This window comes from Paenibacillus sp. GYB004, from assembly GCF_036577605.1.
Taxonomy (GTDB): Bacteria; Bacillota; Bacilli; order Paenibacillales; family NBRC-103111; genus Paenibacillus_AB; species Paenibacillus_AB oceani.
On the sequence record NZ_JARBDB010000002.1, the window covers coordinates 78,306 to 100,614 of the forward strand.

Sequence of the window (22,309 nt, forward strand, 5' to 3'; positions counted from 1 at the left end):
TAGACCCAATTTGTTGCCCAGCCCTGATTATAGCAACGGGAGTCCGGTTTCCCCATGGTTTAATCTACGAAATTATGAGTTTTTCACTTATTTGGATTGAACCGGATAAGGCAGCCGGATTTCCAGCAACGTCCCCTCCCGCCCGGAACGGACAATATGCAGCCCGTAAGGAGAGCCGAACGCGAGCCGGAGACGGCTGTGAACGTTCCATAGCCCGATGCCCGGAAAAGGCCGGGCCGATACGGGCACTTCCTGCTCGGTAATCGCTTCGAACGCGTCGTTGTACCTCGCCATCAGCTGCGGGTCCATTCCGATGCCGCGGTCCTCTACCTGAAGCGAGAAAAGCGATTCCCGGCGCACTCCGGCGACCGATAGCGAACCGGGGTGGAGACCGTTTTTCTCGTAAGCGTGGTAGATGGCGTTCTCGATAATCGGCTGCAGCGTCAGACGATACAGCGCAACCTGATCGAGGTCGGCCTCGTCCAGCCGAATTTCTACCCGCAAGTTTTCGTATCGTTCCTCCAAAATTCGCAAATAGTTGCGGATGTGCCCGATCTCGTCGCGCAGCGGAACGACGCTTTGCGGGTCGCTCACGCTGTAGCGGAACATGTTCGCAAGCTGCACCGTCATCTGGCTGATCGGCTTCGCTTTGGCCAAAATCGCGTAGGAATTAATAATTTCCAGACTGTTGTACAGAAAATGCGGGTTGATCTGCGATTGCAGCGCCTGGAACATCGCTTCTCTCTGCCTCAGCTCCATCTCTTTATGCTTCAAGCGGGACGTATGGATCACTTCGACCAGCCGCTTGATCTCCAGCAGCATTTTGTTAAACGTCAGCGACGCCAGCAGCAGAACCACCACCCCGATGACGATCGTCGCCGTGCGCAGCTGCGAGAAATTTCCGACGAGCTCGTCCAGCGGCACTTCGGAAATCATCGTCAGCCGGGTAAACTCCGACTCGCTGTACACGACGATTTGTTTTCCTTGTGCCGTCCGGTCGACGAAATAACCGCTTTGCCCGGTCATGCTGCTGGTCCACGCTTCCGGAACGAGCGCCCCCCATTTGCCGGCGGCGGGATGGTAGAGGAAGCGGAACGTCTCGTCTGCGATCGCGATATTTCTCGGTTTGCCGAAGGCGGTGGAATCGTTCAGGTTCAAGATGTGCTCCAGCGAGAAAGCGAATACGATCGAACCCGCGAACTTGTACGTGACCGTATCGTAAATATTGCGATTGAGCAGCACGACCGGGACACCGCGAACCTGCTGGATGCCGACGACCTTGAATCCTTCTTCGTGATCGTCCGAATCGCGAAACGGCTGGCTCCATTCGCCGACGGAAGCATCCCCCAGCATCGCACCTTTCACCGAGTACATGAAAAAACCGACAAGCTCTTTGTTCCGGTATGCAATGCTCGGGTATAAGTCGCGGCTGATCCGTTCCTTGAGCTGAAACAGCTCGTAGGAGTTGTCAGGATCGATCGTGACGAATTCCTGGATAAGCGGATACCCCGGCAACGTCTGCGTCTCCACCTTCATCCGCTCGAAATACTCGTCAAACCGGCCGTTCAACTGCCCGATATACGCCTGATTATAATAAATCGCGTTGCTCTCGATCGTTTCGGTCGATTTGGCATACCAGATCCAACTGATGATTAGAAACGGCGTGCAAAAAAATACGAGGAAAAACAAGATTAACTTTTGCTTGATGGACAGCTCTCTTCGTCTGAACTTCATGTTTCCCCTTCTCCTTGATACGCGTTGTGGACTGGGCTTCATCATACAATAGATGCCTTGTGCATGTATAGATCCTGTATAGGGCCGGTGGGTCTCCACCCAGAACCGATTTTCCTCATGAAAAAGGACCTCAGCCTCCACTGTACCGTGGAACTTGAGGTCCTTTTATTTGGAAATGGGGATACTGCCCTATCGAATGCACACTTTTAGGACGGCCCTCCTCCTTACATGCTATGGCCGTTCTCCCCAATTACGGCGGAGCTTTTATTTATGCTGCTGTTGCTGCTGGGTGAACGCCTCGATCCGCTGCATGAATTCCTCGGCCGCGCTGTAGCCCTGCAAGCGGAGCGACCAGTTGTTCGCGGCGGCTTCGACAAGTCCTGCAACGTCGCGGCCCGGCTGGAGCGATATTTGGATGTACGGGATGTCGACCTCCATATAGGAAGACGTCTTCGGCGTCATATCGAGGTCGTTGTACAGCTCGTTTTCCTTCCACGGCGTCAGCTCGATATCGAGCACGATCCGGGTCTCGTCCTGGAACGCCCCCCGGCCGTAGATCCGGGCGACGTTAATCAGGCCGACGCTTCGCAAGGCGAGAAACTCCTTCGTCTTGCCGTCATGCGTGCCGATAATCGTCTCCGGACCGATTCTCCGCAGGACGACGGCGTCATCGGCGACGAGCCGGTGGCCGCGGCGGATCAGCGACAGCGCCGTTTCGCTTTTGCCGATGCCGGATTTGCCGCGAAGCAGAATCCCGATGCCTGCGACGTTCACGCAGACGCCGTGCACTTGAATTTCCTGAGCGAGCATCTTTGTCAGGAAAACGTCCGCCATGCCGATCCATTTAGTCGTCTGCTCCGCCGTGCGAAGCAGAGGGATGCCTTCCCGCTCGCAATGCGCGATCAGATAACGCAATCCTTCCATTTCCTGGTTCCAGGTTACGACGAAACACGGCGGGTGGTATTGTACGACCGAGCCGATGCGGGAATCCCGCTCATCTTCGGTCTGTTTGTGTAAGTATGTGATTTCTTTGCGACCAAGCACCTGCACCCGCTGCTGCGGGAAAAAATCGAAATACCCGACGAATTCGAGCCCTGGACGGTGAACCCGGGATTTGCTGATCGTTCGGTGCAATTGCGAATGCCCGGCAAGTATTTCCAAGTGAAATCGGTTGACTAGATCTTGGACGGTGATGGATTTCATAGAGCCGCTGCACCTCTTTCTATCGTTATATTCACAGCTTGATCGGAGCGGAAGCTGTATTCATTATGCCCGCTTCCCCGATTTGTTGCAAGCGTTTTCCCAGGGGTTGTTCCGCTGTTTGGTCAGCCGTTATATATACGCTGCGCCCCTATGGCAGTTTCGCTTCAAAGTTGAATCTTTTGTGTCCAAAATCAAGGGAGCGGCCGGTCGCCGCTGCGAAACCCGGTATCGACCGGTTGACGGACGCGTGGAACTTCATAATCGCCCAAGATGCTCATCACCATTTTATAGGAAAACCGGCAGCCGTTCCAGGCAATCCGGCATTGACACTGGAAGACGGATGCAGTACAATATTTCAAAATTAAACAAACGCATTAGGCCGATGACGAGAATCCAACTCGGAGGCGTTTGCGACCAGGACTTCATCCGGGTCTGTTTCGTTCGAAGCAGCTCCCGTTCTTGCGTATCGGACCCGTTTCCGATACGGCCGCATGTCCTCTAAGCATACCGGGAACCGCCCCGTTACCGCGGAACCAAGCGGACCGGGCAACCGGTCAAATTGGGTGGCACCGCGGGTGTAAAGCGCTCCTCGTCCCAAATGACGGGGGCGCTTTTTGCATTTTTTCGGACAACGAAAGGACGTGGACCACCATGCTGGACATCCGGTTTATTAGGGAGAATCAGCTGCAGCTGCAGCAAGCGGCCGAGCAGAAACGAATCGAAGTGTCGATCGAAGAGCTGCTTCGAACGGATGAGGAACGAAGAAAAATGCTGGCCGAAGTCGAACGGCTTCGCCAGGAACGCAACCGGCTGTCGGAGGATATCCCCCGGCAGATGCGCGCGGGCAACAAGACCGGGGCCGAGCGGTTGAAAGAGCAGGCGAAGGCCGTAGGGCACGAGCTGACGGAGAACGAGCCGGTGCTTGCCGGGCTGGAGCAGCAGTTTCGCAGGCTTATGCAGCTCGTGCCGAATATCGTATCCGCGGATACGCCGGTCGGAGCTACGGATGCCGATAATGTTGAGGTCAAACGAGTCGGCACGCCCGCTACATTCGCATTCGAGCCGAAAGATCATGTGACGCTAGGGGAGACGCTGGGGCTAATCGATATTCCCCGCGGCGTCAAGACGGCCGGCAGCCGCAACTATTATTTGAAAGACGCGGGCCTGCACTTGCACCGCGCCGTTCAGCAGCTGGCGCTCGATCTGCTCGTACGCAAAGGCTTTACCGTCATGGACGTGCCGCTGCTCGTCCGCGAAGAAACGTTAAACGTCGCCGGATTTTTCCCGGGAGGTCAAGAGCAGACGTTCCGGCTGCCGGAAGACAACAAATGGCTGGTCGGTACATCGGAGGCGTCGCTGATCGGTTATTACACCGATGAAATCGTGGACGTCGCCGAGCCGATCCGGCTGGCCGCCGTCTCGAACTGCTTCCGCCGCGAGATCGGCTCGGCCGGACGGGATGTGCGCGGGCTGTACCGCGTCCATCAATTCGCCAAGGTGGAGCAGGTGATCTTGTGCCGGGGAGAGGACGACGTCTCGGAACGTATGCTCCAGGAAATTACCGGCAACGCCGAGGAACTGCTGACGATGCTGGAGCTGCCTTATCGCGTCGTGGCCGTCTGTACCGGCGACATGGGGCAAAAAAACTACAAGCAATACGACATCGAAACCTGGATGCCGAGCCGGGACGGCTACGGTGAGACGCATTCGTCGTCGAACGTGCGCGACTTCCAGGCGCGCCGCGCCAATATCCGGTATCGGGACGAGGACGGCAAGCTGCAAATGTGCCATACCTTGAACAATACGGCCGTCGCATCGCCCCGCATACTGATTCCGCTGCTTGAGAATCATCAGCGCGAGGACGGCTCGATTTATATTCCGCCAGCGCTGCGGCCGTATATGTACGGGATGGAAGCGATTGAGCCCAAGCCGCAGCTGTAAAACCATATAATACGCAGCGAGATGCTCCGGGGAAGGCCGGTTGGCCATCTCCGGACCCTTATAGGAGAACAGGAGAAGAGAGGCGCTCATGTCTTATCAAATTGTATTTTTCGATATCGACGGCACCCTGGTCGATGAACAAAAACAGATTCCGCCGGATGCGGTCGACGCGATTCGGGAGCTGCAAAGCCGCGGAATCGAAACGGTCATCGCGACCGGAAGAGCCCCCTACTTCTTTGCCCCTCTGGCCGAGAAGCTTGGCATCGACTCTTACATCAGCTTGAACGGCGCCTATGTAGTTTATAAGGGCAAGCCGATTTTCAGCAGGGAAATTCCGCGCGAGAGTGTGGAACGTTTCGTCGGCGTTGCCGCCAAGCACCGGCACAGCCTCGTTTTCGAAGGCCATGACGCCTTCTATACGAACAACGAAGCCGATCCGTTTATGATCGAATCCGTCACCTCGCTGCGGGTCGATCTCCCCGGGTATGACCCGGATTTCTGGAAGAAGCAGTCGATCTACCAGCTGTTTCTCCACTGCGAGACGGCCGAGGAACCGTTGTACGACCAGGCCGTTCCGGGACTGAAGCTGATCCGCTGGCACGAGAAGGCGATGGACGTTATCCCGGACGACCGCTCCAAGGCGCAAGGGATCGAAGCGTTTCTGGCCCATCTAGAGATAGCTCCTGAAGCCGCGGTAGCTTTCGGTGACGGTCTGAACGACAAAGAGATGCTCTCCTTGGTCGGTCTCGGGATCGCGATGGGCAACTCCCACGAGGAATTGAAGCCGTATGCGGACTACGTCACAACTCATGTGGACGAAGGCGGTATCCGCCACGGATTGAAATATGCCGGACTAATCGGGTAACTCCTCTTTCGAATGACCGGAGGCCGCCTCGCGAATGAGCCCGGTCTCATCATCCAAACAAACAGAAAGAGCCTTGCCGAAATCCGTTTCGGGGGCTCTTTCCCATTTCGTCCGCAGGACGTCGATCAAGCTTTGACCAGCTCCAGCACGATGGCGTTGATCCCGTTCAAGAAGGCATTCGCGCTTGCTTTGATAATATCGGTGTCCATCGCGCGGCCCGAATACGTTTTGCCTTCGTATTCGATCCGGATGTTGACCCGGCCGATCGCTTCCTTGCCCCGGGACAAGCTATTGATTTTATAATCTTTAAGCTGCACGTCCAGGCCGACGAGCGATTTAATGACACTGTACAAAGCGTCGATCGGACCGTCCCCGACACAGCTGCCGACGATCGACTCCCCGCCCTTTTTCAATTTGACCGTTGCCGTAGGCGTCTGATCGCTGCTGATGACCTGGAACGATTCCAGCATGTACAGCTGGCTTTCGCTTTGCTCGATCGTACGGTGATTGGTCACCAAATAAAACACGTCATGGTCGTACACTTCTTTTTTGGCGTCGGCCAGCGTCAGGAATTTCTGGAACAGCTGCTCGAAATCCGCAACGTCAGACGTGTCGAAGCCCATCTTCTCCACCGCATTTTTGAAGGCGTGGCGTCCGGAGCGGGCCGTCAGGATCAGCTCCATGCTTTCGGCCCCGACGTCCTCGGGCGACATAATCTCGTATACCTGCTTATCTTTAAGCAGACCGTCCTGATGGATGCCGGACGAATGCGCGAACGCGTTCTCGCCGGTAATCGCTTTGTTCACCTGCACGTCGAGTCCGGTCAGATGGCTGACCAGCCGGGACGTCCGGAGCAGCTCCGTCGTCTTGATATCCGTGCGGCATTGGTAGAACGACTCCCTTACTTTCAGTCCCATGACCACTTCCTCAAGCGACGTGTTGCCCGCTCTCTCGCCCAGCCCGTTGATCGTGCACTCGACTTTTTCGGCGCCGTTTTTGATCGCGCTTAGCGTATTGGCCGTCGCCATCCCAAGGTCGTTGTGGCAGTGGACGCTGAGGACGACTTTGTCGTTCAGGTTTTTCAGCCTGTCGTTGATTTTGCGGATCAGCTCGCCGAATTCTTCCGGCACCGCAAAGCCGACTGTGTCCGGCACATTGATCATCGTAGCTCCCGCTTTGACGACGGCCTCGATCGTGCTCCACAAATATTCGAATTCCGAGCGCGAAGCGTCCTCCGTCGAATACTGCACGTGAGGAAGCAGCGTTCTGGCGTATTTGACCGCATCGACGCCCATTTGCATCACGGCATCCTTGGAACGATTAAATTTTTTCTCCACGTGAATGTTGGAGGTGCCGAGCACGATATGGATCAGCGGATTTTGCGCCAGCTTGATGCTCTCGTAGACGGCGTCGATATCGCTCTTCACCGCCCGGCCGAGTGCCGTAATCGAGACGCTGTCGCCTACGCTGCGGGCAATTTCCTGGACCGCCTGAAAATCGCCGGCGGACGATGCCGGAAATCCGGCCTCGATAATATCCACGTTCAGTCTTTTCAACTGCTGAGCGATTTCCAATTTTTGCTGCATATTTAATTTCGCTCCCGGCACTTGCTCTCCATCGCGCAGCGTAGTATCCAGTACGATAATTTTACGGTTCATTTGATGTTCCTCCTAAGCATGTTTGGTTAGTAAGTATGTGCAGCGAGGTTGATTAAACCCGGAATTTAATCAACAAAAAAACCCCGTCTCTACGTATAGAGACGAGGTTGAACTCGCGGTACCACTCTAATTCATTTCATGGGAAATGATCTTCTTCGATGGCCATCACCATCTATCCCTGTAACGGGGGAAATCCGTCTAGCCCTACTTGATTCGGGCAGCCGTTCATAGACGAGTTCGAAATGAATGTCACTACCGTTTCGCACCGGCCAACGGCTCTCTGAAAGCTCTTTTCATTTCTACTATTTCTAATCGCAACATTTGGCGTATTTATTTATTGGTTATTATATGCCACGTTAAATGAGGATGTCAACATCGCATTTCCTTCGTTTTTCATCCTTTTTTGCTTACGACTATCGTCCCTGCCGCCGATCGTCATCCCATCGTCCAGATCGCCCGCAAGTACGCAAGCTTCAAACCGGCCCGCTCCATATTGCGGTAACTGCCAGAGCCGAAAGACGCCTGAGCGGCGACGAACCGGGCTCCGCAGGAAGCGGCCGTCTCGATCCGTTTGCGCAGCAGTCCGGCGTGCAGTCCCCGGCCGCGGTAGTCGGGCAGCGTGGCGGCCAGCGTGAAGGACGCGATATCCCCTTGCACCCGCATGACCCTTACAGCCGCAGGGACTCCCCCTGCGAAGCCCAGGAAAAACCGCCATCCTTCCGCTCGATTTCAATCCCTTCCGGGTTGCCTTCCCGGCTCCGAATCGCTTCCATCCGGTCCACCAGCACCCCCGTCTCCGCCGCTTCCAGCGCTTCCGCCAACTGCCCGCTCATCGTTACGCTCACCTTCTCCTCCTCCTGTCCGCCCGCCGTCATCTCTCACAGCTGCCGATCCGTCTCCATAGGCATCGACAAAGGCTTGCATCCATTCGCCTGCACGTTCCCTTTGCCCGTTCATCCGCTCCAGATCCGCCGGGTCTATATCGAAATACGTACCGTTCATTAATCCCAATAATGCGTTATAAGGTACCGGTTTGCTTAGACCCAGCTTCCGCGCGAAGGAAGCAAGCTCGTACGCCAGTTGCGTTGGAGTGATCCGCACATGCAAAAGAATAAAAACAGGTTCGGCTTCTTCGCTTCCGTCCGCTGCGGGTGCCGTGTCCGGCAAACAATCGAAGTATGCCACCGCCTTCCCCTCGATCCGGCCTATATGCGCTCCGATCCGGAATGACGCCTCCAGATCGCGGTACAACTCGATCTCGTCATATCCGACCAGAAACGAACGTTGCTCCGCACGCCACTCGGCGAACAGGTCCGATTCCAACACCCGTTCCATCGCCTGCTCGGGCGTACAGCCCTCCTGAAAAAGCTGCTTCGTATAATCTTGAAGCCGATTATGAACCGCCCAATCGACCTCGAACTTTGCCGTCTCCTCCGGCGTCGGCTCCGGCGGAAGGTCCGTGACCCATTTCCCGTACATAACGGTTGAAGCGCCGCCGTTTGACTGGCGGTCGAACACTTCGTATCCGCTGCTTGCAAACAGCTCCTGAGCCGCAGAAGGACGGTCCGACGTTTCCGCGCAGACGATCCGGTAACCAAGCTCCCGTCCGCGCTCCTCCAGCTTGCCCAGCATTCGCCTGCCGTACCCCCGCCGCTGCAGCTCCGGCTGTACGCCCAGCCGCTTGATCTCACCTACCACCGGGTTTTTGATGCAGATGGCGCCCGTCGCTGCGACGGCGCCGTTCTCCTCGCCTACCCAGAACTCCGCGCCTTCGGCCAAACAGGTTAGCTCGATATCGGGCCAACTATCGCCATCCGAGCCGAGATCCACACCTGCATCCGCCTGTCTGGCGAGAGCTTCGTGCAGCCGGATCACTTGCTCCCGGTCCGAATCGACATACAAACGCAGCTCCATAGCCGTCCTCCTAATTCGAGCTTCCGGAAACCGGATCTGTACCCGGACTTTCCTTTTCTCTTTCCTTTTCTCTTTCTCTTTTCTCTTTTCTCTTTCTCTACCATTCGCCGGACTTACAATGTTTTCCTGCTGGACAAGCTCGACTCCTAATGAAGCCCGTAACCCAGTTTCTTGCGAACCGTTCGCGTTGGGGTTCGGTGATACGACATGCATACAGGTTAACTAACCATATAAGAGTCTCTGGCGCCCGGATTCAAAAAAGGACAGGAAGGTTCGCCTTGTGCGGCAAAGCCCCTGTCCCTGTCCCCGTTTCCTTACACATGCAGCCACCAGATGCCGGCACATTCCGGCACCACGGTCCAGCCGTTACGCACAACCTGCGCCGCCAGTTCGTTCCCGAAAAAGAACCGGGTCAGCCGCTCCGCCTCCGCCAAACTGCCGAACGTGTAATCGGTCCGAATCCAGCGGTGCGAGAAACCGAGCTCTTGCTCCAGCGTCTCGTAATAATCGAGCAAAAAGGGCGGCGGAGCAGGCGTTGCCGTACCCGTTCCCATCGTCTCGAACAGCACGATCGTTCCGCCCGGACGAAGCGCCCGCTTCATCTCTCCGACGATCTCATGTACATGGCTCCGGTAACCGGGCACATCCGAGTTGCACAGATAAGAGACGCTCCAGCCGGATACGATCAAGTCCACCGACTTGTCTGCCAAAGGCAGCTTCCGGTGATCCGCCTGCTCCGTCCTCCAGTTCGTCAGTCCCCGGCTGCGAAGCTTGCCGGCCAGCACATCCAACATGGCGGTTGAGGCGTCGAACGCAGCCAACGAGCGGACGCGCGGGCCGAGCACGGCAGACAGTCTGCCCGTCCCCGCTCCTACGTCGGCGGCGTCCAGTCCGTCAAACGGCCGAATCTCCTCCAGCACCCCGCTCAAATCCGGCTGCTTGGCTATCATCTCCTCGTATACATCCGCCTGTCCCGCATAAATGCTCGCATGGTCAGCCATTCGTCCATCTCCTCCTCGCCTGGGGCGGGATCGGGTCCCTCCCGGCAACATTCACTATAAACGTTGCCGCAACGTTAAGGTCAATCCCTTCGACGGGCTGCCGGTTCAGATTTTGTTCAGTCGCGTCATGTATAATAATCTGGCTAGTTTATATAAAAGAAGGGACTATTGCCATGCTGCTCCGCATCATGTTTCACGACAGGCCGATTCCCGTTAACGTTCCGGATCACGGTTATTCCGAAGATTTGCTGGAAGAGCTGACAGACACTTTGGCTCTCCGTTTAGAAGCTGCACAGAAACAAGCCCCTGCCGGATGGGACGAGCTGCAGACGATCGAGCTGGAGGCTGCTTCGGGCGGTTGGAAGGCCGTCTTGTACTTCTCCGGCGACAAAAGGCCCGCAGAGAGCTTGCCTCTCCGCTAAACGTTTCTGGCTCAGGGAAGAGTCCGGTTTGGCGCTCCTTCCCTTTGCTTATACCCCGGCAAGACGCGCACGTCCCCGCTGTTCTTTCCAGCTATCGTACCACTTCGTGATCGCCGGAGACACGGCCGAATCCAGTTCCCGCTCCAATCTGGAAGTCATTAGCCAGTACTGGTCTTCTACCCCCGCTGTATCTCCTAAAGAGTCGTATAGCTTCATCAGCGTGAAATAGCTTTCTTCATCATAAGGAAGATGCTGCTGAATCCGCTGATTCACCTGCAAGGCGGCGACTATCATGCCCCGCTCCAGATAATAATCGCTCAGCCCTTCGGCATGGTGCAGCCACAGCCTCCGAAGCCGTTCCCGCTCGTGCTCGGCCCACAAATATTCAACCTCGCCCAAGTAGTGGCCTTTATACATCTCCAGCACGTGCTCGTGCTCCTCCATATGTCCGGCCTCAAGTGTCGGCAGCCGCTTCAGCCTTGCTTCCCATTCCGCCACATCCAGCCTCGCCTCGCCAATCGTAAGTTTGTACCCGACCTCCAGCTCCCCGCTATGGATCGTAACCGCTTGAAGCCCGGCGCTTTTTAACGTTTGCCGGATATGGTAGATGGTCGTATACAGCTGCTTGGCCGCACGGATGCTGTCAAAATCCGGCCACAGCAGCTCGAATAGCGTCTCCCTGTCGACCGTCCGGTCCCGGTGATGAAGCAAATAGGCGAACAGCTCCTGAGCTTTGCTCGTACGCCACTTGACCGATAGCGGCTGTCCGCCGGGCAGTTGGAATTTGATTTGATGAAAACAGCTGATTACAGGTGGTTCCTCAGCCGTTCCGCTTTCACAGCCCGATAAGGTCCGGTCCTTCAGCCTGTCGATCGTTTTCTGCAGCCGGTCCAATTGAACCGGCTTCATCACATAATCCAGGGCATGCAGCTCGAACGCCTGTACCGCATACTGATCATAAGCGGTTACAAATACGATCTCCGCTTCCGGAACGGCGGACTGCAGCCGCTCCCCCAGTTCCAGGCCGTCAATGCCGGGCATCTGGATGTCGAGAAATACGGCGTCCGGCCGAAGCTTCCGGGCCTGATCGCATACTTGAAGCGGATCGGTATACATGCCTATGACTTCGATGTCGCCTATGTCTCGCTCCAGCAGCTTTTTCAGTTGCGCCAGAGCTAATCGCTCATCGTCTACCAGGATGGCTCTCATCCGGATAACACCGCCTTGCTGGTGCAATTTAACATTTTCATCAATTCCTTTATTATATCACCACCTTTTTGGTTCTGACAGGGACAAGCGGGCTATTTACGCAAGCTACATAAGGGAACCTGGGGACACGGCAAAGGACGCAGCCACCTTCTACGCTTTAGTTTTGGTGAGAAACTTAAACGGTCTATCAAAAAAGAAACCACCAAATCCGACTGATGGATTTGATGGTTTTTTCCCGTTCGCCCCGGGTTGCGTCCGCCCTTAGTCGATCAGGTTTGTCATTTGCAACAGCCTTCTCATCAGAGCAGCCGCTTCCGCGCGCGACATGTAGTCTTGCGGATTCAGCAGTCGTCCGTCTTCGCCTTCGGCGATGCCGGCTGCAACCATCTTCGCTACAACTTCCCTAGCCCAGCCCGATACGTTATCCGCATCGCCGAACTTCAGAAGCGTCGCATTGATTTCCGCCGGACTCATAAATCTTTGCGGCTCAACCAGGTTGAACGCGCGGGCGATCATGGCAATGCCTTGCTCTCTCGTAATGTTCCGGCCGCCATGGAACAAGCCGTCGTCATAACCGAGCACAATTTCAAATTCGCTGGCGATGCTGACTCCATCGTGATACCAGTCGGATATATTGACATCCTCGAATTGATTTTCAACCACATTTTGACGCATCAGGCCCATACCGGTCGCTACAATAGTCGCGAACTCGGAACGGATAATATTCCGGTCCGGCGAGAACGTATTGTTCCCGGTTCCTGCAAGATCGAGTCTTGCCGCGATATTGCTAATGTCCGCTCTTGCCCAGTGGCTCTTCACGTCGTCAAAATCTTTCGGATTCCAGATGACGGAATACGTACCGCTGGTGCGCAAATCGTTAATCAATGCAAAATACCGGTTGTTGATTTTCGTTACAACTGTAGGCAAGTGGAACATCGTACCGTCCGGATTGATGACCACGCCTGTCGTGATCCGGTTAAGATCGATTCCTTCCGGCAGCGCGATATATCTAGCGGCATATCCGTTCAGACGATCCGTGCCTGTTGTTTTCCCGTCGGTTGTAAAGGTGAGCCTCAGATCGACCGGATCGACCAGCAGCTCGTGTCCTTCAGCCGTCGCCTTGCTGCGCGCGCTGTCGATCAAGGATTCCGGAGAACGTTTGATGTCGACGTGGACGGCAATATCGCCCAGCTTCGCGCCGTTCAAGTTGTTCGAGATGGCGTTGAAGTCCAGCTGTCCGCCCGGTACCGGGTAGATCGCCAGCAGATTTCCAATCTCCAGACTGGAGCCGGAATCGGCAATCCGCTTCACCTGTTCGGCCATCAAACCTTGAACACCGACATCCCCTGTGTTCGGCACGCGGATCGCAAGCTTCTGGCCGATGCCTTGCGCCAAAATGCCGTTTAACTTGCCGGCGTCGATCTCAACAGTCGTTAGAGTATGTCCGCCTTCAGTCGTCTTTTTGCCTGTTGCGAATTCACGTGTTGAATCGTTCACGCTGGTGATGATATCACCCGTTGCCGGAGAAGTGCCTCCGCCAATGCCGGTTCCTCCGCCAACCGTTCCAGACCCGTTGTCAGAGCCGGAGTCGGAGTCACGGTACACCGTCACAACATACTCCTTGACGCCTCCGTTCCGGTCCGTCACTTTCACGGTTACCGTGTTAGATCCCACTTGCAGCGGAAGCGCCGGACTCGACGTGCCGCTGGCAACGGTGACCGCAGCCCCGCCGTTCACGCTGAACTCAATCTTCGCCTCAGGGTCGAGCGCAACTGGAGTCCATGGAAGCTGGGACACTTCATAAGGGACGTTCATCGTGTAGGCTTCCTTGTCCGACTGGAATGCCGGATTCAATCCGTATCCGGGAGCCGCGAGCGATTCCAGCTTGCTGGAGACGCGCATCATTTCGATCGTATATTTGTTTTTGTTTCCGTTTGAATCGGTCACTTCAACTTCGATTACATTGCGTCCTTCTCGGAGTGGCAAGTTGCCCCAATCCGATGCCGGTATCAATTGCCCATTCACAGTAACCTGTACTTGACCATTCGGGTCCAATGATTGAAGATCGAGGCCGACGCTGCTGACAGCGTTCGGTACGACTCCCGTATAGTTCAAATACTGCTTGCCGTCAAATGCCGGCGACAGTTCCACAACTGCCGGATTGCCGCTGCCATCCGCATAGACGATGTCGAGTACGGTCAGCTCCGCACCTGCGATTACCGCATTTTGGCGAGCCGCTTGAAGCGCAGCCAATGCCGCATCGACCTCCGCTTGAGTAGCGTCTGGATCGTCAAGCACCGCCTGAGCTTTCGCCATCGCTTCTTTCAGCGCTTCCCAGCTTTCAGGGGTCAGCAGCGATTCCAAATTCGTCTCGCCATTCATTTCGTCCACTTTTGCTTGCAATGCCGATTTGTTAACAGCAACCAGTGCCGCTCTTGCTGCTTCCAGAGCAGCCTTGGCGCGATCCACTTCCGCTTGCGTCGCACTCGGGTCAGCCAGCACGTTCTTCGCATGGTCTAGCGCATCTTGGAGCGCCTGCCAGCTAGTTGCCGTGTATCCCGAAGGAGTCAAGCCTTCGCCTTCGATTTCGTTTACTTTGGCACGCAAAGCGCTGAGGTCTACCAAAGCGGCCTTCGCCTCGTCGAGCTTCGTGATCGCTTGCGCGAGCTCCTGCTCGGTTGCGGCCGGAGTCTGAGCCAACACCGCATTTGCACGATTAAGTTCGTCTTTCAATGCCTGCCAGCTGTCTGCCGTATAGTCGCCTTCCTTCAAAGTTCCGGCGTCCATGGCGGACTTGATTTGGTTCACCTTGGCTTCGAGCTTGTCGCGGGAACTGGATAGTCCCTGCTTGGCAGCTTCCAGTGCGGCGAGCGCTTCGTCAATTTCCTTTTGAGTTGCATTCGGGTTGCCGAGCACCGTGTTGGCTGAAGTCAATGCGTTTTGCAATGCTGTCCAGCTTTCAGACGTGTAGTTCCCCGCCGTCAACTTGCCTACTCCGTTTACGGATTTTTGCAATGCATCCTTCGTTACTTTGGCAAACGTAAAGGTACTGCCGTCTGCCAGTTTCGCACTATTGATTTTGACAGTTCCTTCGGTATTAAGCGCGAGGATCTCCGTCAAAACTCCTGCCGTATCCCGGATCACCAGGTAATACAGGGCAGCGGGAGTTTCGGCCGTAACGTCCAGCTTAAGCGTAATGTCCGTATCGAGCCAGTTCGTCTTGTCCACTTTGAATTCACGGTTCAACTGCTTCAGCTTGTGCTGAGGAGCTGTCGTAATCTCAGGCACTTCTCCGTCGTATTTAGCGGCTATAGTGCCGTTATCGCTGAACGTGAAGAAGGACAGGTCGGTTGCGATCGTATTGCCGTTTTGTGCGTTGGCAGCCGTAATTCCGTCGCCAAGAGCGATCGTTACAAGCGCTCCCGCCTCTTGGGATTTCGACTGTTTTTGCTGCAGCTCGCTTCCGTCGTCGCGGCCGATCCCGGTAATCCGTTTGCCGTACCCGGTATTGTCCGCAGCCGTCCACATTTTCGTTCCGGCCGTTCCGTCGTAATTGCTTGCCGCATAGTCGCTTCCACCATGATTCAGCGTCAGACCGTATTTCAGAGCCAAGTAACTTTCTACCTTCAGCTTGTCAACCGGGGCGTTGCTCGCCGGGTACAGCACTACTTCAGCGATATCGCCTTTGTAATGGTACCAGTTGTTCGAGCTGCCGCCGCCGAACGTACCGCCGATTACCGGCGTAAATTCGATCGAGTTGATCGCTTTGTTTCTTGTCATCGGCTGGTTTTTGCCGTTCAGCTTGCCTTGCGAATCGGTCGAATTCGCCATATCAAATGCGGCCATATGGAAACGCGACGCATCGTTGAAAGCAAACCCGTGATACGTGCCGTTGGCCCCATTGCCCGCCCACAGCTTGCCGGCCCATTTCGAGAAAATCCCTACTCCGTAACCGCCTGCACGCGGAGCGGCCGAACCGACTACCGTTCCGTCCGTTTGCTTGAATACCGCGTATCCTTCTTTGAACGTAATCGGTTTGTCGCCGATCATGTATTCGTTAGGATTTTGATTGTAAGAAGTTGTATTCTGGAACGCTACAGCCGGGTTAAAGTTAGCCGGTGCCGCCTTATAATCGGGCGTCCCCTTTACGGCAAACTGATTCGTCCCCGTTTGATCCGACCAGCCGGTAAGCTGTCCGTTCAGATCGGCGGCCGCATCCTTATCGGCCTTCAGCCACAGGGTCGCGCCGTCTACTCCGCCGGGCGAGCCTGCGCCGGAACCGATCAGATGAACGGTCATCGCATCGCTTGCGGTTACGCCTGCGGAATTTTTGACGGTAACATCCACGATCCGATCCGCTGCGCCTACAGGACGCGGGAACGGAGAGTTTTCGTAGGTGACCAGCCGGGCTATTTTTTCTACAACAGAAGCTGTTACATTGCTGTTGAATACCCTGACGTCGTCAATGAATAAAGCTGCGCCGAGACCGTATGCCCCTGATTTGTCGTAAGACCCGGCAACGAAACGGAATTTGTACTCCCCGTCTGCAGGAATCGTACCCGTAGCCGTTGTCCACCCTTGCGTTTTCCCTCTGCCGTACATCAGCTCAATATGCTCATTCGTTGCAGCGTTGACCAAGTACCCGTAAATCTCGTAGTCGTCACCGCCGCCTTCGGCTTTCCACTGGAACGCCAATGTGCTTCCCGCGCTGGCTGTAAACGGACTGCTGATGGCGTCTGGGCCGAATACGGAACCGTATGCGCTATTCGGATTAGAACTGTTTTTCAAAGTGATACTATCCGACTCGAGCTTAAGCGCGCCGCTAACGATGCTTGATTTGAATTTGGCAGGACCCGCATCTTTTACCGGTCTTTCGACGCCTTCATTTTTCCAGAAAGCGCCTTTACCGCTATCGTTGGGATCATAATTCACGTCCGTTAAGAACGAATAGGGCGCTCCGCCGGTTGCTGTGCCGGATACCGTATAAGGCCCGGAACCGCTGATCGTAACGGGTTTCCCTTCTGTTTTAGTAGCCAGATTGCCTAAAAGTACAACATCGTTGGTGATCGTCCAGCCGGTCGTGCCAGATGAGAAGTCACCATTTGTCAACGGAGTTGAAAGATCGATTTGCAGATCTTTGCCTTGACCATTTTTCGTATTGCTGACAGATCCTATCTGTTGAGCGGTCATACCGTTGCCCAGGAAAATTTGGTCCCCTACAACAGACACCTCATCTGCTGCGACAGATGGAGAAAGAGATTTCACCAAAGACAGCTTCTCGCCCGGTTTGCTTCCGCTGCGGATTGCAAACGTTAAAGTTCCGTCAGAATAAGGATTACCGCCTGTAATCTGGGTATTGGGCGCCAAAACAACGACTCCGTCCCCTTCGGTGTATTCCTTGTAAGTTGTCTGTAAGGATACGACTGGGGGCAATGCTGCCGCCACTTCACCACTCGTCAATGTAATCAGCTTAAATCCGACAACTTTCCCTGCTGCATCCACTTCGTATACACCGACATATTTGTTCGTGACAGCATCTACACCGGCGATATCTTGTCCTGCTGTATAGGGATCGGTCACTCCCGCTCCGATTGGCGCAGCTTCGCCTTTATTCGGATTCGGAATAGGACTGCTCGATACACGGACTACCAGTTTGTTTCCAGCTCCGGCGGCAGCTGTCACCTTGGTTGTTCCGGCCGCTTGTCCTGCCGATGCAGAAGCGCTTAGGGTGTCCGCAGGCTTATTCATGGCTCCTTGTGCCTGCTCCGCCGTTATCGGTCCATCCCAAAACTTAATGGAATATACTTTTCCGCCTGTAGTCGCTTCAGCAGCACCTGATTTGGTATCGTCAAAAAAGAAGCCGAACCGTGTCTTCCCGCCTACAAGGCTAGGCACCGCTTCACCGTTAGTATCGATTACCTCGATTTCCTTTTTCAGCTCTCCGTTCACAACGAAATAAGCTGTGAATTTCTTCGTTGCCTCGTCCCTTGTCGCGATAATATCTACAATCTGATCCTTAGTAATGGGGGGAGTTTGGGTTACCAGGCTACTAAGGCTATAGAAATTCATCTTTCCGCCATGAAAATAAAACCCCTGATCTGCTCCTTTATTTCTGTAATCAATGATTTTCGTATACCCAGCTTTAATCAAATCGTACGAGAAACGCATACCGATGGAGTAGCTTTTGCTAATGTCCTGGTACACATCCACCGTAACTCCGCCACCCCTTGGCTTGGCAGATTGCCACTGCCAGTAGGTGTCGCCGGTAACAGTCGTGCCAAAGCCCGAGCTGTCGTTACCATGGGTTGGCGTAGACGCAACTTCCATCAGCTCCGATCCGCCGAGATGATCCTGAAACGAACCGTTAAAATCATAGCTCGCAATCAGCTGCGAAGATGTCTCGGCTGCCGCCGCTTCCCGGGTAGTGAATGCGCTGGAAAATGTCCCGACTGCCATCGTGAAAATGAGCAGCATGGCTACTTGCCTCATCCAGCCTTTTACTCTTCCTCGTATTCCCATTCTTCCTTTTCCTCCTTATTCGCTGCCCGATTTTCGTCGGGCTACGCTAGGCAATACCGAATAATCCAAATGCTTACCGTCAGCGCTTCATTAGCACCCCCCCCTTTTATTGGTCAGAGTGTCCCAGACCTCTGCATCGACTCGGTTCGACAAAACCGCGACAAAAAAAGCTAAAAAATACCTTTAACGAGTATAGCAACAGCACATATACAGAACATATACACCTCCTTCGGTTTGCAAGCCCGTTCAAAAAGTACAACCCATCCGTTGAAGGGGACTGGAACTGCATACATATAACTCGATTTCGATAATACACATGGAGGGATGTAAGTTTTTGTATAGGCATACCGTTTATAATGGAAACTATTCCAATTTCGAGGAGGCATTCCATGTATTCATCCGTCCAAAAGTACACGGCTGAGCTGATCGGGACTTTTGTGCTGGTGCTGGTAGGCTGCGGAAGTGCGGCTACTGCGGGGGAACAGCTTGGATTTCTGGGAATCGCGATGGCGTTCGGCTTATCAATCGTCGCGATGGCCTACGTGATCGGTCCGATCTCCGGCTGCCACATTAATCCGGCTGTTTCGCTTGCTATGCTGCTCGGCAAGAAGCTGTCCGGCAAAGATTTCGTCGGTTATGTCGTCGCACAGATTTTAGGAGCTGTAGCGGGCTCGGCACTGCTGTATGCGATCATCGATTCAACCAGTCAGACGGTAGCCGGTCTGGGGCAAAACGGGTTCGGCGAGGGGTACGGCATCGGTATATCGGCGCTAATGGCGGTAATCGTGGAAATCGTTCTCACCTTCGTGTTTATTTATGCGATCCTCGGCGTAACCGCTTCGTCGGACAACAGAAGCACCGCCGGGATCGTCATCGGCCTATCGCTCGTTCTCGTACATATTCTCGGCATCGGTCTGACCGGCACCTCGGTCAACCCGGCGAGAAGCTTCGGCCCCGCCCTCCTGCTGGGCGGCGATGCGCTGTCGCAGCTATGGGTGTTCGTCACCGCTCCGTTCATCGGGGCTGCGCTGGCTGCGTTTGCTTATCGGGTGCTAAATAGCCGCACATAAGCTATTCATCAAACGAAAAGACCTCATCTTCCACTGCAACGTGGATGAAGAGGTCTTTTTTCCTTGAACATGTTGGCTCCAGGCCAGTCTCAAAAAAACGCAAATGACGGTTTGGGTTTGCTCGGCAGCCTCTACGGCGTGCAAAGCTGAATGCCCTGTGTAAGCGGCCCTGGTCTAAGCCCCGGATATTCTCGGCATCGGCATCGGTTCTTTTCCGAGCTCCGCCCAGATGTATTTCAGCAGCAGCTCCGCCTTCAACTCCCGGAATCGCTCGTCATCCCACAAATTCCGCGTCTCCCCCGGGTCCTTCGCCAAGTCGAACAGTTCCCCGTACGTTTGGTTGTAGTACACGGTAATCTTGTACCTCTCGTTCACATACGTCTTCTGGTGAATGGTCGTCGGCTCGTGATGGAACTCGCAAATAATATGATCGCGTGCGCTCAATTCGGGATTTTGCCATACGGCGGATTGGTCGACGCCCGTCATCGCTCCGGGAATCGGCGCTCCCGCAAACGACAGGAAAGTCGGCGCCAGATCGACCAGCGACTGCATCGAATCCGATACGCGGCCGGCCGGCACGTGCCCCGGGTATTTGACGATAAACGGAACCCGAATCAAATCCTCGTAATGAAAGCCTCCCTTGGCCTGCAGGCCGTGCTGTCCGAAGAAATGGCCGTGATCGGTCGTAAACACGACAATCGTATTGTCCGCCAGTCCCAGGGCGTCGAGCTTATCGAGAATTTGTCCGATACATTTGTCCATATAGCTGACCATTCCGTAATAAACCGCCACCAGTTTCTTGCGGTCCTCGTCCGTCATATTGACGTGGGAATGATAGCCGTGAATGCCGAACCCGCTCTCCTTGTAGGCCGAGAAGTCGGGATTGCTTTCTTGCGTTTTCCGGAAATGCGGCGGATTGGCGTCATGCTCGCCGGGCGTAACGGCAGGTACGGTAAGCGAATCCGGATCGTACATCGTGTCCCACGGCTCCGGCACGAGGTAAGGCGGATGCGGGTCCGGGAAGCTTGCCCACAGAAAGAAGCTGTCTCCGCTCTCTTTGTATTGCTCCATTAGCTCGCCGCTTCTTTCAGCAATCCATGTATTGTAATGGTATTTCTCGGGAATCGGCCAGCAGTACAGCTCATTCGGGTCCATCGTGCCGATGGGCGGCGTGAAGTAGTCCCGCCAGTTCAGGCATCCTTTCTCCTCCATCCACAACGCATAGTGCTGTCCCACCAGCCATTCGTTCGTATGGTTGCGGACCATCTCCGCCCGTTCGAATCCGTAATACGGGCCGGTAAACGTTTTCCAAAATTCGAAATCGTGCAGCTTCTCTTTCCCTTCGAGCGAAGGGTACTCCTCCGTCGAAAACACCGGCTGAAAATGGGCTTTGCCGATAAGCGCGGTCCGATAATCCGCCTTTTGCAGCAGCTCGCCGACCGTCACCCGGTCTTCCGCCAATTTGGTCCCGAGCGTCCAGGCGCCATGCTGGCTCGGATACATCCCGGTAATGATGGAGGAGCGGGTCGGTGTACAAGTCGGATTCGGGCAATAGGCCCGGCCGAACGTCGTCCCTTCGCGAACGAGCCGGTCCAGATGGGGTGTATGGATCTCGTCATGAAACGCTCCGATCGTATTCCAATGCTGCTGGTCGCTGGTGATAAACAGAAAATTAGGTTTCGAGCCGCTCAAAGCGCATCCCCTCCTTGACATACTTCCATCATACAAAGGAACCCGGTCCGGCAAAATAACATTCGGTTACTTTTATTTGTCATTTTGTTGCGCAAATTGTATCTTAGCCTTATAGGAAACAATGGGGGGAACGCAGCCGTGCGGGAATATTCGAGCGAATTCATGGAAGCATGGTATCATACGCCGGACGACTTCGACCGGATGGGCGGCATATGGCCGCTGCGTATCGGCCGAAATGTCGCCAAACCCGACTACCGGTCCGGACCGCGGCAAATCGATTATTATAGTATACATTTTGTGAGAGAAGGGAGCGTAGAGCTCCTCTATGGCAACCAGACAGCGGTGCTTGGCAAGGGCGACTTGTTCTGCCTGTTCCCGCACGTCACGTACGTGTACCGGATCGTCCCTTCGCCCCGTACGCTGGAGATGGTGTGGCTCGCTTTTGACGGCGATCAGGCCGGTCCCATGCTCGCTATGGCCGGATTAAGCGAACAAAAGCCGTATTTGCATGGAGCGGTCAACAAAGATCTGGACATCCTGCTGCAGCAAATGCTTCAGGTGATGTCGGTCCGGGGCACGAAATACGTGCTTGCGCTGAACGGACTGATGTACCGGATGTTTGCAGGGCTCATTCCCGAGCAGGAACCGGAGACGGTGCGGACCGAGACCGCAGGGTGGGTCCGTCAAAGCATCACATTTATGAACGCCCATTACGCCGAACAGATCACGGTAGCGGACGTGGCCGGCCAGATCGGGATCGACCGCTCTCATTTCTCCAGAGTGTTCTCTCAGACGGTCGGCATGCCTCCCGTAAAATATTTGCAAAAGCTGCGCATGGACCGGGGCTCCGACCTGCTCCGCGGCACTTCCCTGTCCATTACTGAAATTGCGCTAACGATCGGCTATCCGGACCTGTATTCGTTTACGAGGGCGTTTCGCAATCATTTCGGAATATCCCCCAGGAAGTTCCGTGAATAGGGGGATGGGAATGGAAATGGACGGAATGAATACGGACGGCTATCCGCCGGGTTGTTTTGGTACGCTGCCGGAAACCTGGAACATTAAGAAAATCTTCATTATT

14 protein-coding genes and 1 other annotated feature are annotated in these 22,309 nt (G+C 55.0%); of the genes, 5 read left to right on the forward strand and 9 right to left on the reverse strand.

Annotated elements, in window-relative coordinates; genetic code table 11:
- Nucleotides 1-87: 87 nt before the first annotated feature.
- Nucleotides 88-1,734 (reverse strand): sensor histidine kinase, encoded by a 1,647-nt coding sequence (locus tag PV433_RS00455; RefSeq protein ID WP_332070262.1) that lies wholly within the window; start codon nt 1,732-1,734, stop codon nt 88-90.
- A 264-nt stretch (nt 1,735-1,998) separates the two neighbouring features.
- The gene (hprK, locus tag PV433_RS00460; protein WP_332070263.1) at nt 1,999-2,937 is read right to left on the reverse strand and encodes an HPr(Ser) kinase/phosphatase; all 939 of its coding nucleotides are present in this window, start codon (nt 2,935-2,937) and stop codon (nt 1,999-2,001) included.
- Between the two features lie 651 nt (nt 2,938-3,588).
- Here hprK and serS point away from each other — a divergent pair.
- Together serS and PV433_RS00470 are read left to right on the forward strand one after the other, a co-directional pair.
- Nucleotides 3,589-4,878 carry a serine--tRNA ligase gene (gene serS, locus PV433_RS00465; RefSeq protein WP_332070264.1) on the forward strand — a complete coding sequence of 430 codons (1,290 nt, stop codon included), beginning with the start codon at nt 3,589-3,591 and terminating at the stop codon, nt 4,876-4,878.
- Nucleotides 4,879-4,966: 88 nt separating this feature from the next.
- Nucleotides 4,967-5,743, forward strand: a complete 777-nt coding sequence (locus PV433_RS00470) for a Cof-type HAD-IIB family hydrolase (RefSeq protein ID WP_332070265.1) — start codon at nt 4,967-4,969, stop codon at nt 5,741-5,743.
- A 125-nt stretch (nt 5,744-5,868) separates the two neighbouring features.
- Here the strand turns inward: PV433_RS00470 and PV433_RS00475 are convergent, their stop codons facing one another.
- The 4 genes from PV433_RS00475 to PV433_RS00490 form a co-directional block, all read right to left on the reverse strand.
- Nucleotides 5,869-7,401 (reverse strand): 2-isopropylmalate synthase, encoded by a 1,533-nt coding sequence (locus tag PV433_RS00475; RefSeq protein ID WP_332070266.1) that lies wholly within the window; start codon nt 7,399-7,401, stop codon nt 5,869-5,871.
- A 94-nt stretch (nt 7,402-7,495) separates the two neighbouring features.
- Nucleotides 7,496-7,726, reverse strand: a binding site (T-box leader).
- 110 nt (nt 7,727-7,836) lie between these two features.
- A complete protein-coding gene (locus PV433_RS00480; protein ID WP_332070267.1) occupies nt 7,837-8,064 on the reverse strand; it encodes a hypothetical protein in 228 nt (75 codons plus the stop codon).
- Nucleotides 8,065-8,130: 66 nt separating this feature from the next.
- Nucleotides 8,131-9,315, reverse strand: a complete 1,185-nt coding sequence (locus PV433_RS00485; RefSeq protein ID WP_332070268.1) for a GNAT family N-acetyltransferase — start codon at nt 9,313-9,315, stop codon at nt 8,131-8,133.
- A gap of 314 nt (nt 9,316-9,629) precedes the next feature.
- On the reverse strand, nt 9,630-10,316 hold the full coding sequence (locus PV433_RS00490) for a class I SAM-dependent methyltransferase (RefSeq protein WP_332070269.1): 687 nt from the start codon (nt 10,314-10,316) through the stop codon (nt 9,630-9,632).
- 173 nt (nt 10,317-10,489) lie between these two features.
- Between PV433_RS00490 and PV433_RS00495 the strand changes: the two genes are divergently transcribed.
- Complete coding sequence (locus PV433_RS00495; RefSeq protein ID WP_332070270.1) at nt 10,490-10,738, forward strand: hypothetical protein; 249 nt, start codon at nt 10,490-10,492, stop codon at nt 10,736-10,738.
- Between the two features lie 48 nt (nt 10,739-10,786).
- Here PV433_RS00495 and PV433_RS00500 read toward each other — a convergent pair whose 3' ends face one another.
- Nucleotides 10,787-11,947 carry a response regulator gene (locus PV433_RS00500; protein WP_332070271.1) on the reverse strand — a complete coding sequence of 387 codons (1,161 nt, stop codon included), beginning with the start codon at nt 11,945-11,947 and terminating at the stop codon, nt 10,787-10,789.
- A gap of 261 nt (nt 11,948-12,208) precedes the next feature.
- Nucleotides 12,209-18,466 carry an S-layer homology domain-containing protein gene (locus tag PV433_RS00505; protein ID WP_332070272.1) on the reverse strand — a complete coding sequence of 2,086 codons (6,258 nt, stop codon included), beginning with the start codon at nt 18,464-18,466 and terminating at the stop codon, nt 12,209-12,211.
- A gap of 389 nt (nt 18,467-18,855) precedes the next feature.
- On the opposite strand from PV433_RS00505, the gene PV433_RS00510 reads away from it, so the two are divergent.
- Complete coding sequence (locus tag PV433_RS00510) at nt 18,856-19,536, forward strand: MIP/aquaporin family protein (protein WP_332070273.1); 681 nt, start codon at nt 18,856-18,858, stop codon at nt 19,534-19,536.
- 174 nt (nt 19,537-19,710) lie between these two features.
- Here PV433_RS00510 and PV433_RS00515 read toward each other — a convergent pair whose 3' ends face one another.
- Nucleotides 19,711-21,228, reverse strand: a complete 1,518-nt coding sequence (locus tag PV433_RS00515) for a sulfatase family protein (protein ID WP_332070274.1) — start codon at nt 21,226-21,228, stop codon at nt 19,711-19,713.
- Between the two features lie 138 nt (nt 21,229-21,366).
- On the opposite strand from PV433_RS00515, the gene PV433_RS00520 reads away from it, so the two are divergent.
- A complete protein-coding gene (locus tag PV433_RS00520; protein ID WP_332070275.1) occupies nt 21,367-22,206 on the forward strand; it encodes an AraC family transcriptional regulator in 840 nt (279 codons plus the stop codon).
- The last annotated feature ends 103 nt before the right edge of the window (nt 22,207-22,309 follow it).

Excerpts from the sequence above, each read along its gene's own strand:
- PV433_RS00510 (WP_332070273.1), top strand. The coding sequence starts at position 18,856 with ATGTATTCATCCGTCCAAAAGTACACGGCTGAGCTGATCGGGACTTTT.
- PV433_RS00495 (WP_332070270.1), top strand. The coding sequence starts at position 10,490 with ATGCTGCTCCGCATCATGTTTCACGACAGGCCGATTCCCGTTAACGTT.
- serS (WP_332070264.1), top strand. The coding sequence starts at position 3,589 with ATGCTGGACATCCGGTTTATTAGGGAGAATCAGCTGCAGCTGCAGCAA.
- PV433_RS00470 (WP_332070265.1), top strand. The coding sequence starts at position 4,967 with ATGTCTTATCAAATTGTATTTTTCGATATCGACGGCACCCTGGTCGAT.
- PV433_RS00505 (WP_332070272.1), bottom strand. The coding sequence starts at position 18,466 with ATGGGAATACGAGGAAGAGTAAAAGGCTGGATGAGGCAAGTAGCCATG.
- hprK (WP_332070263.1), bottom strand. The coding sequence starts at position 2,937 with ATGAAATCCATCACCGTCCAAGATCTAGTCAACCGATTTCACTTGGAA.
- PV433_RS00480 (WP_332070267.1), bottom strand. The coding sequence starts at position 8,064 with ATGCGGGTGCAAGGGGATATCGCGTCCTTCACGCTGGCCGCCACGCTG.
- PV433_RS00485 (WP_332070268.1), bottom strand. The coding sequence starts at position 9,315 with ATGGAGCTGCGTTTGTATGTCGATTCGGACCGGGAGCAAGTGATCCGG.
- PV433_RS00500 (WP_332070271.1), bottom strand. The coding sequence starts at position 11,947 with ATGAGAGCCATCCTGGTAGACGATGAGCGATTAGCTCTGGCGCAACTG.
- PV433_RS00490 (WP_332070269.1), bottom strand. The coding sequence starts at position 10,316 with ATGGCTGACCATGCGAGCATTTATGCGGGACAGGCGGATGTATACGAG.
- PV433_RS00475 (WP_332070266.1), bottom strand. The coding sequence starts at position 7,401 with ATGAACCGTAAAATTATCGTACTGGATACTACGCTGCGCGATGGAGAG.
- PV433_RS00455 (WP_332070262.1), bottom strand. The coding sequence starts at position 1,734 with ATGAAGTTCAGACGAAGAGAGCTGTCCATCAAGCAAAAGTTAATCTTG.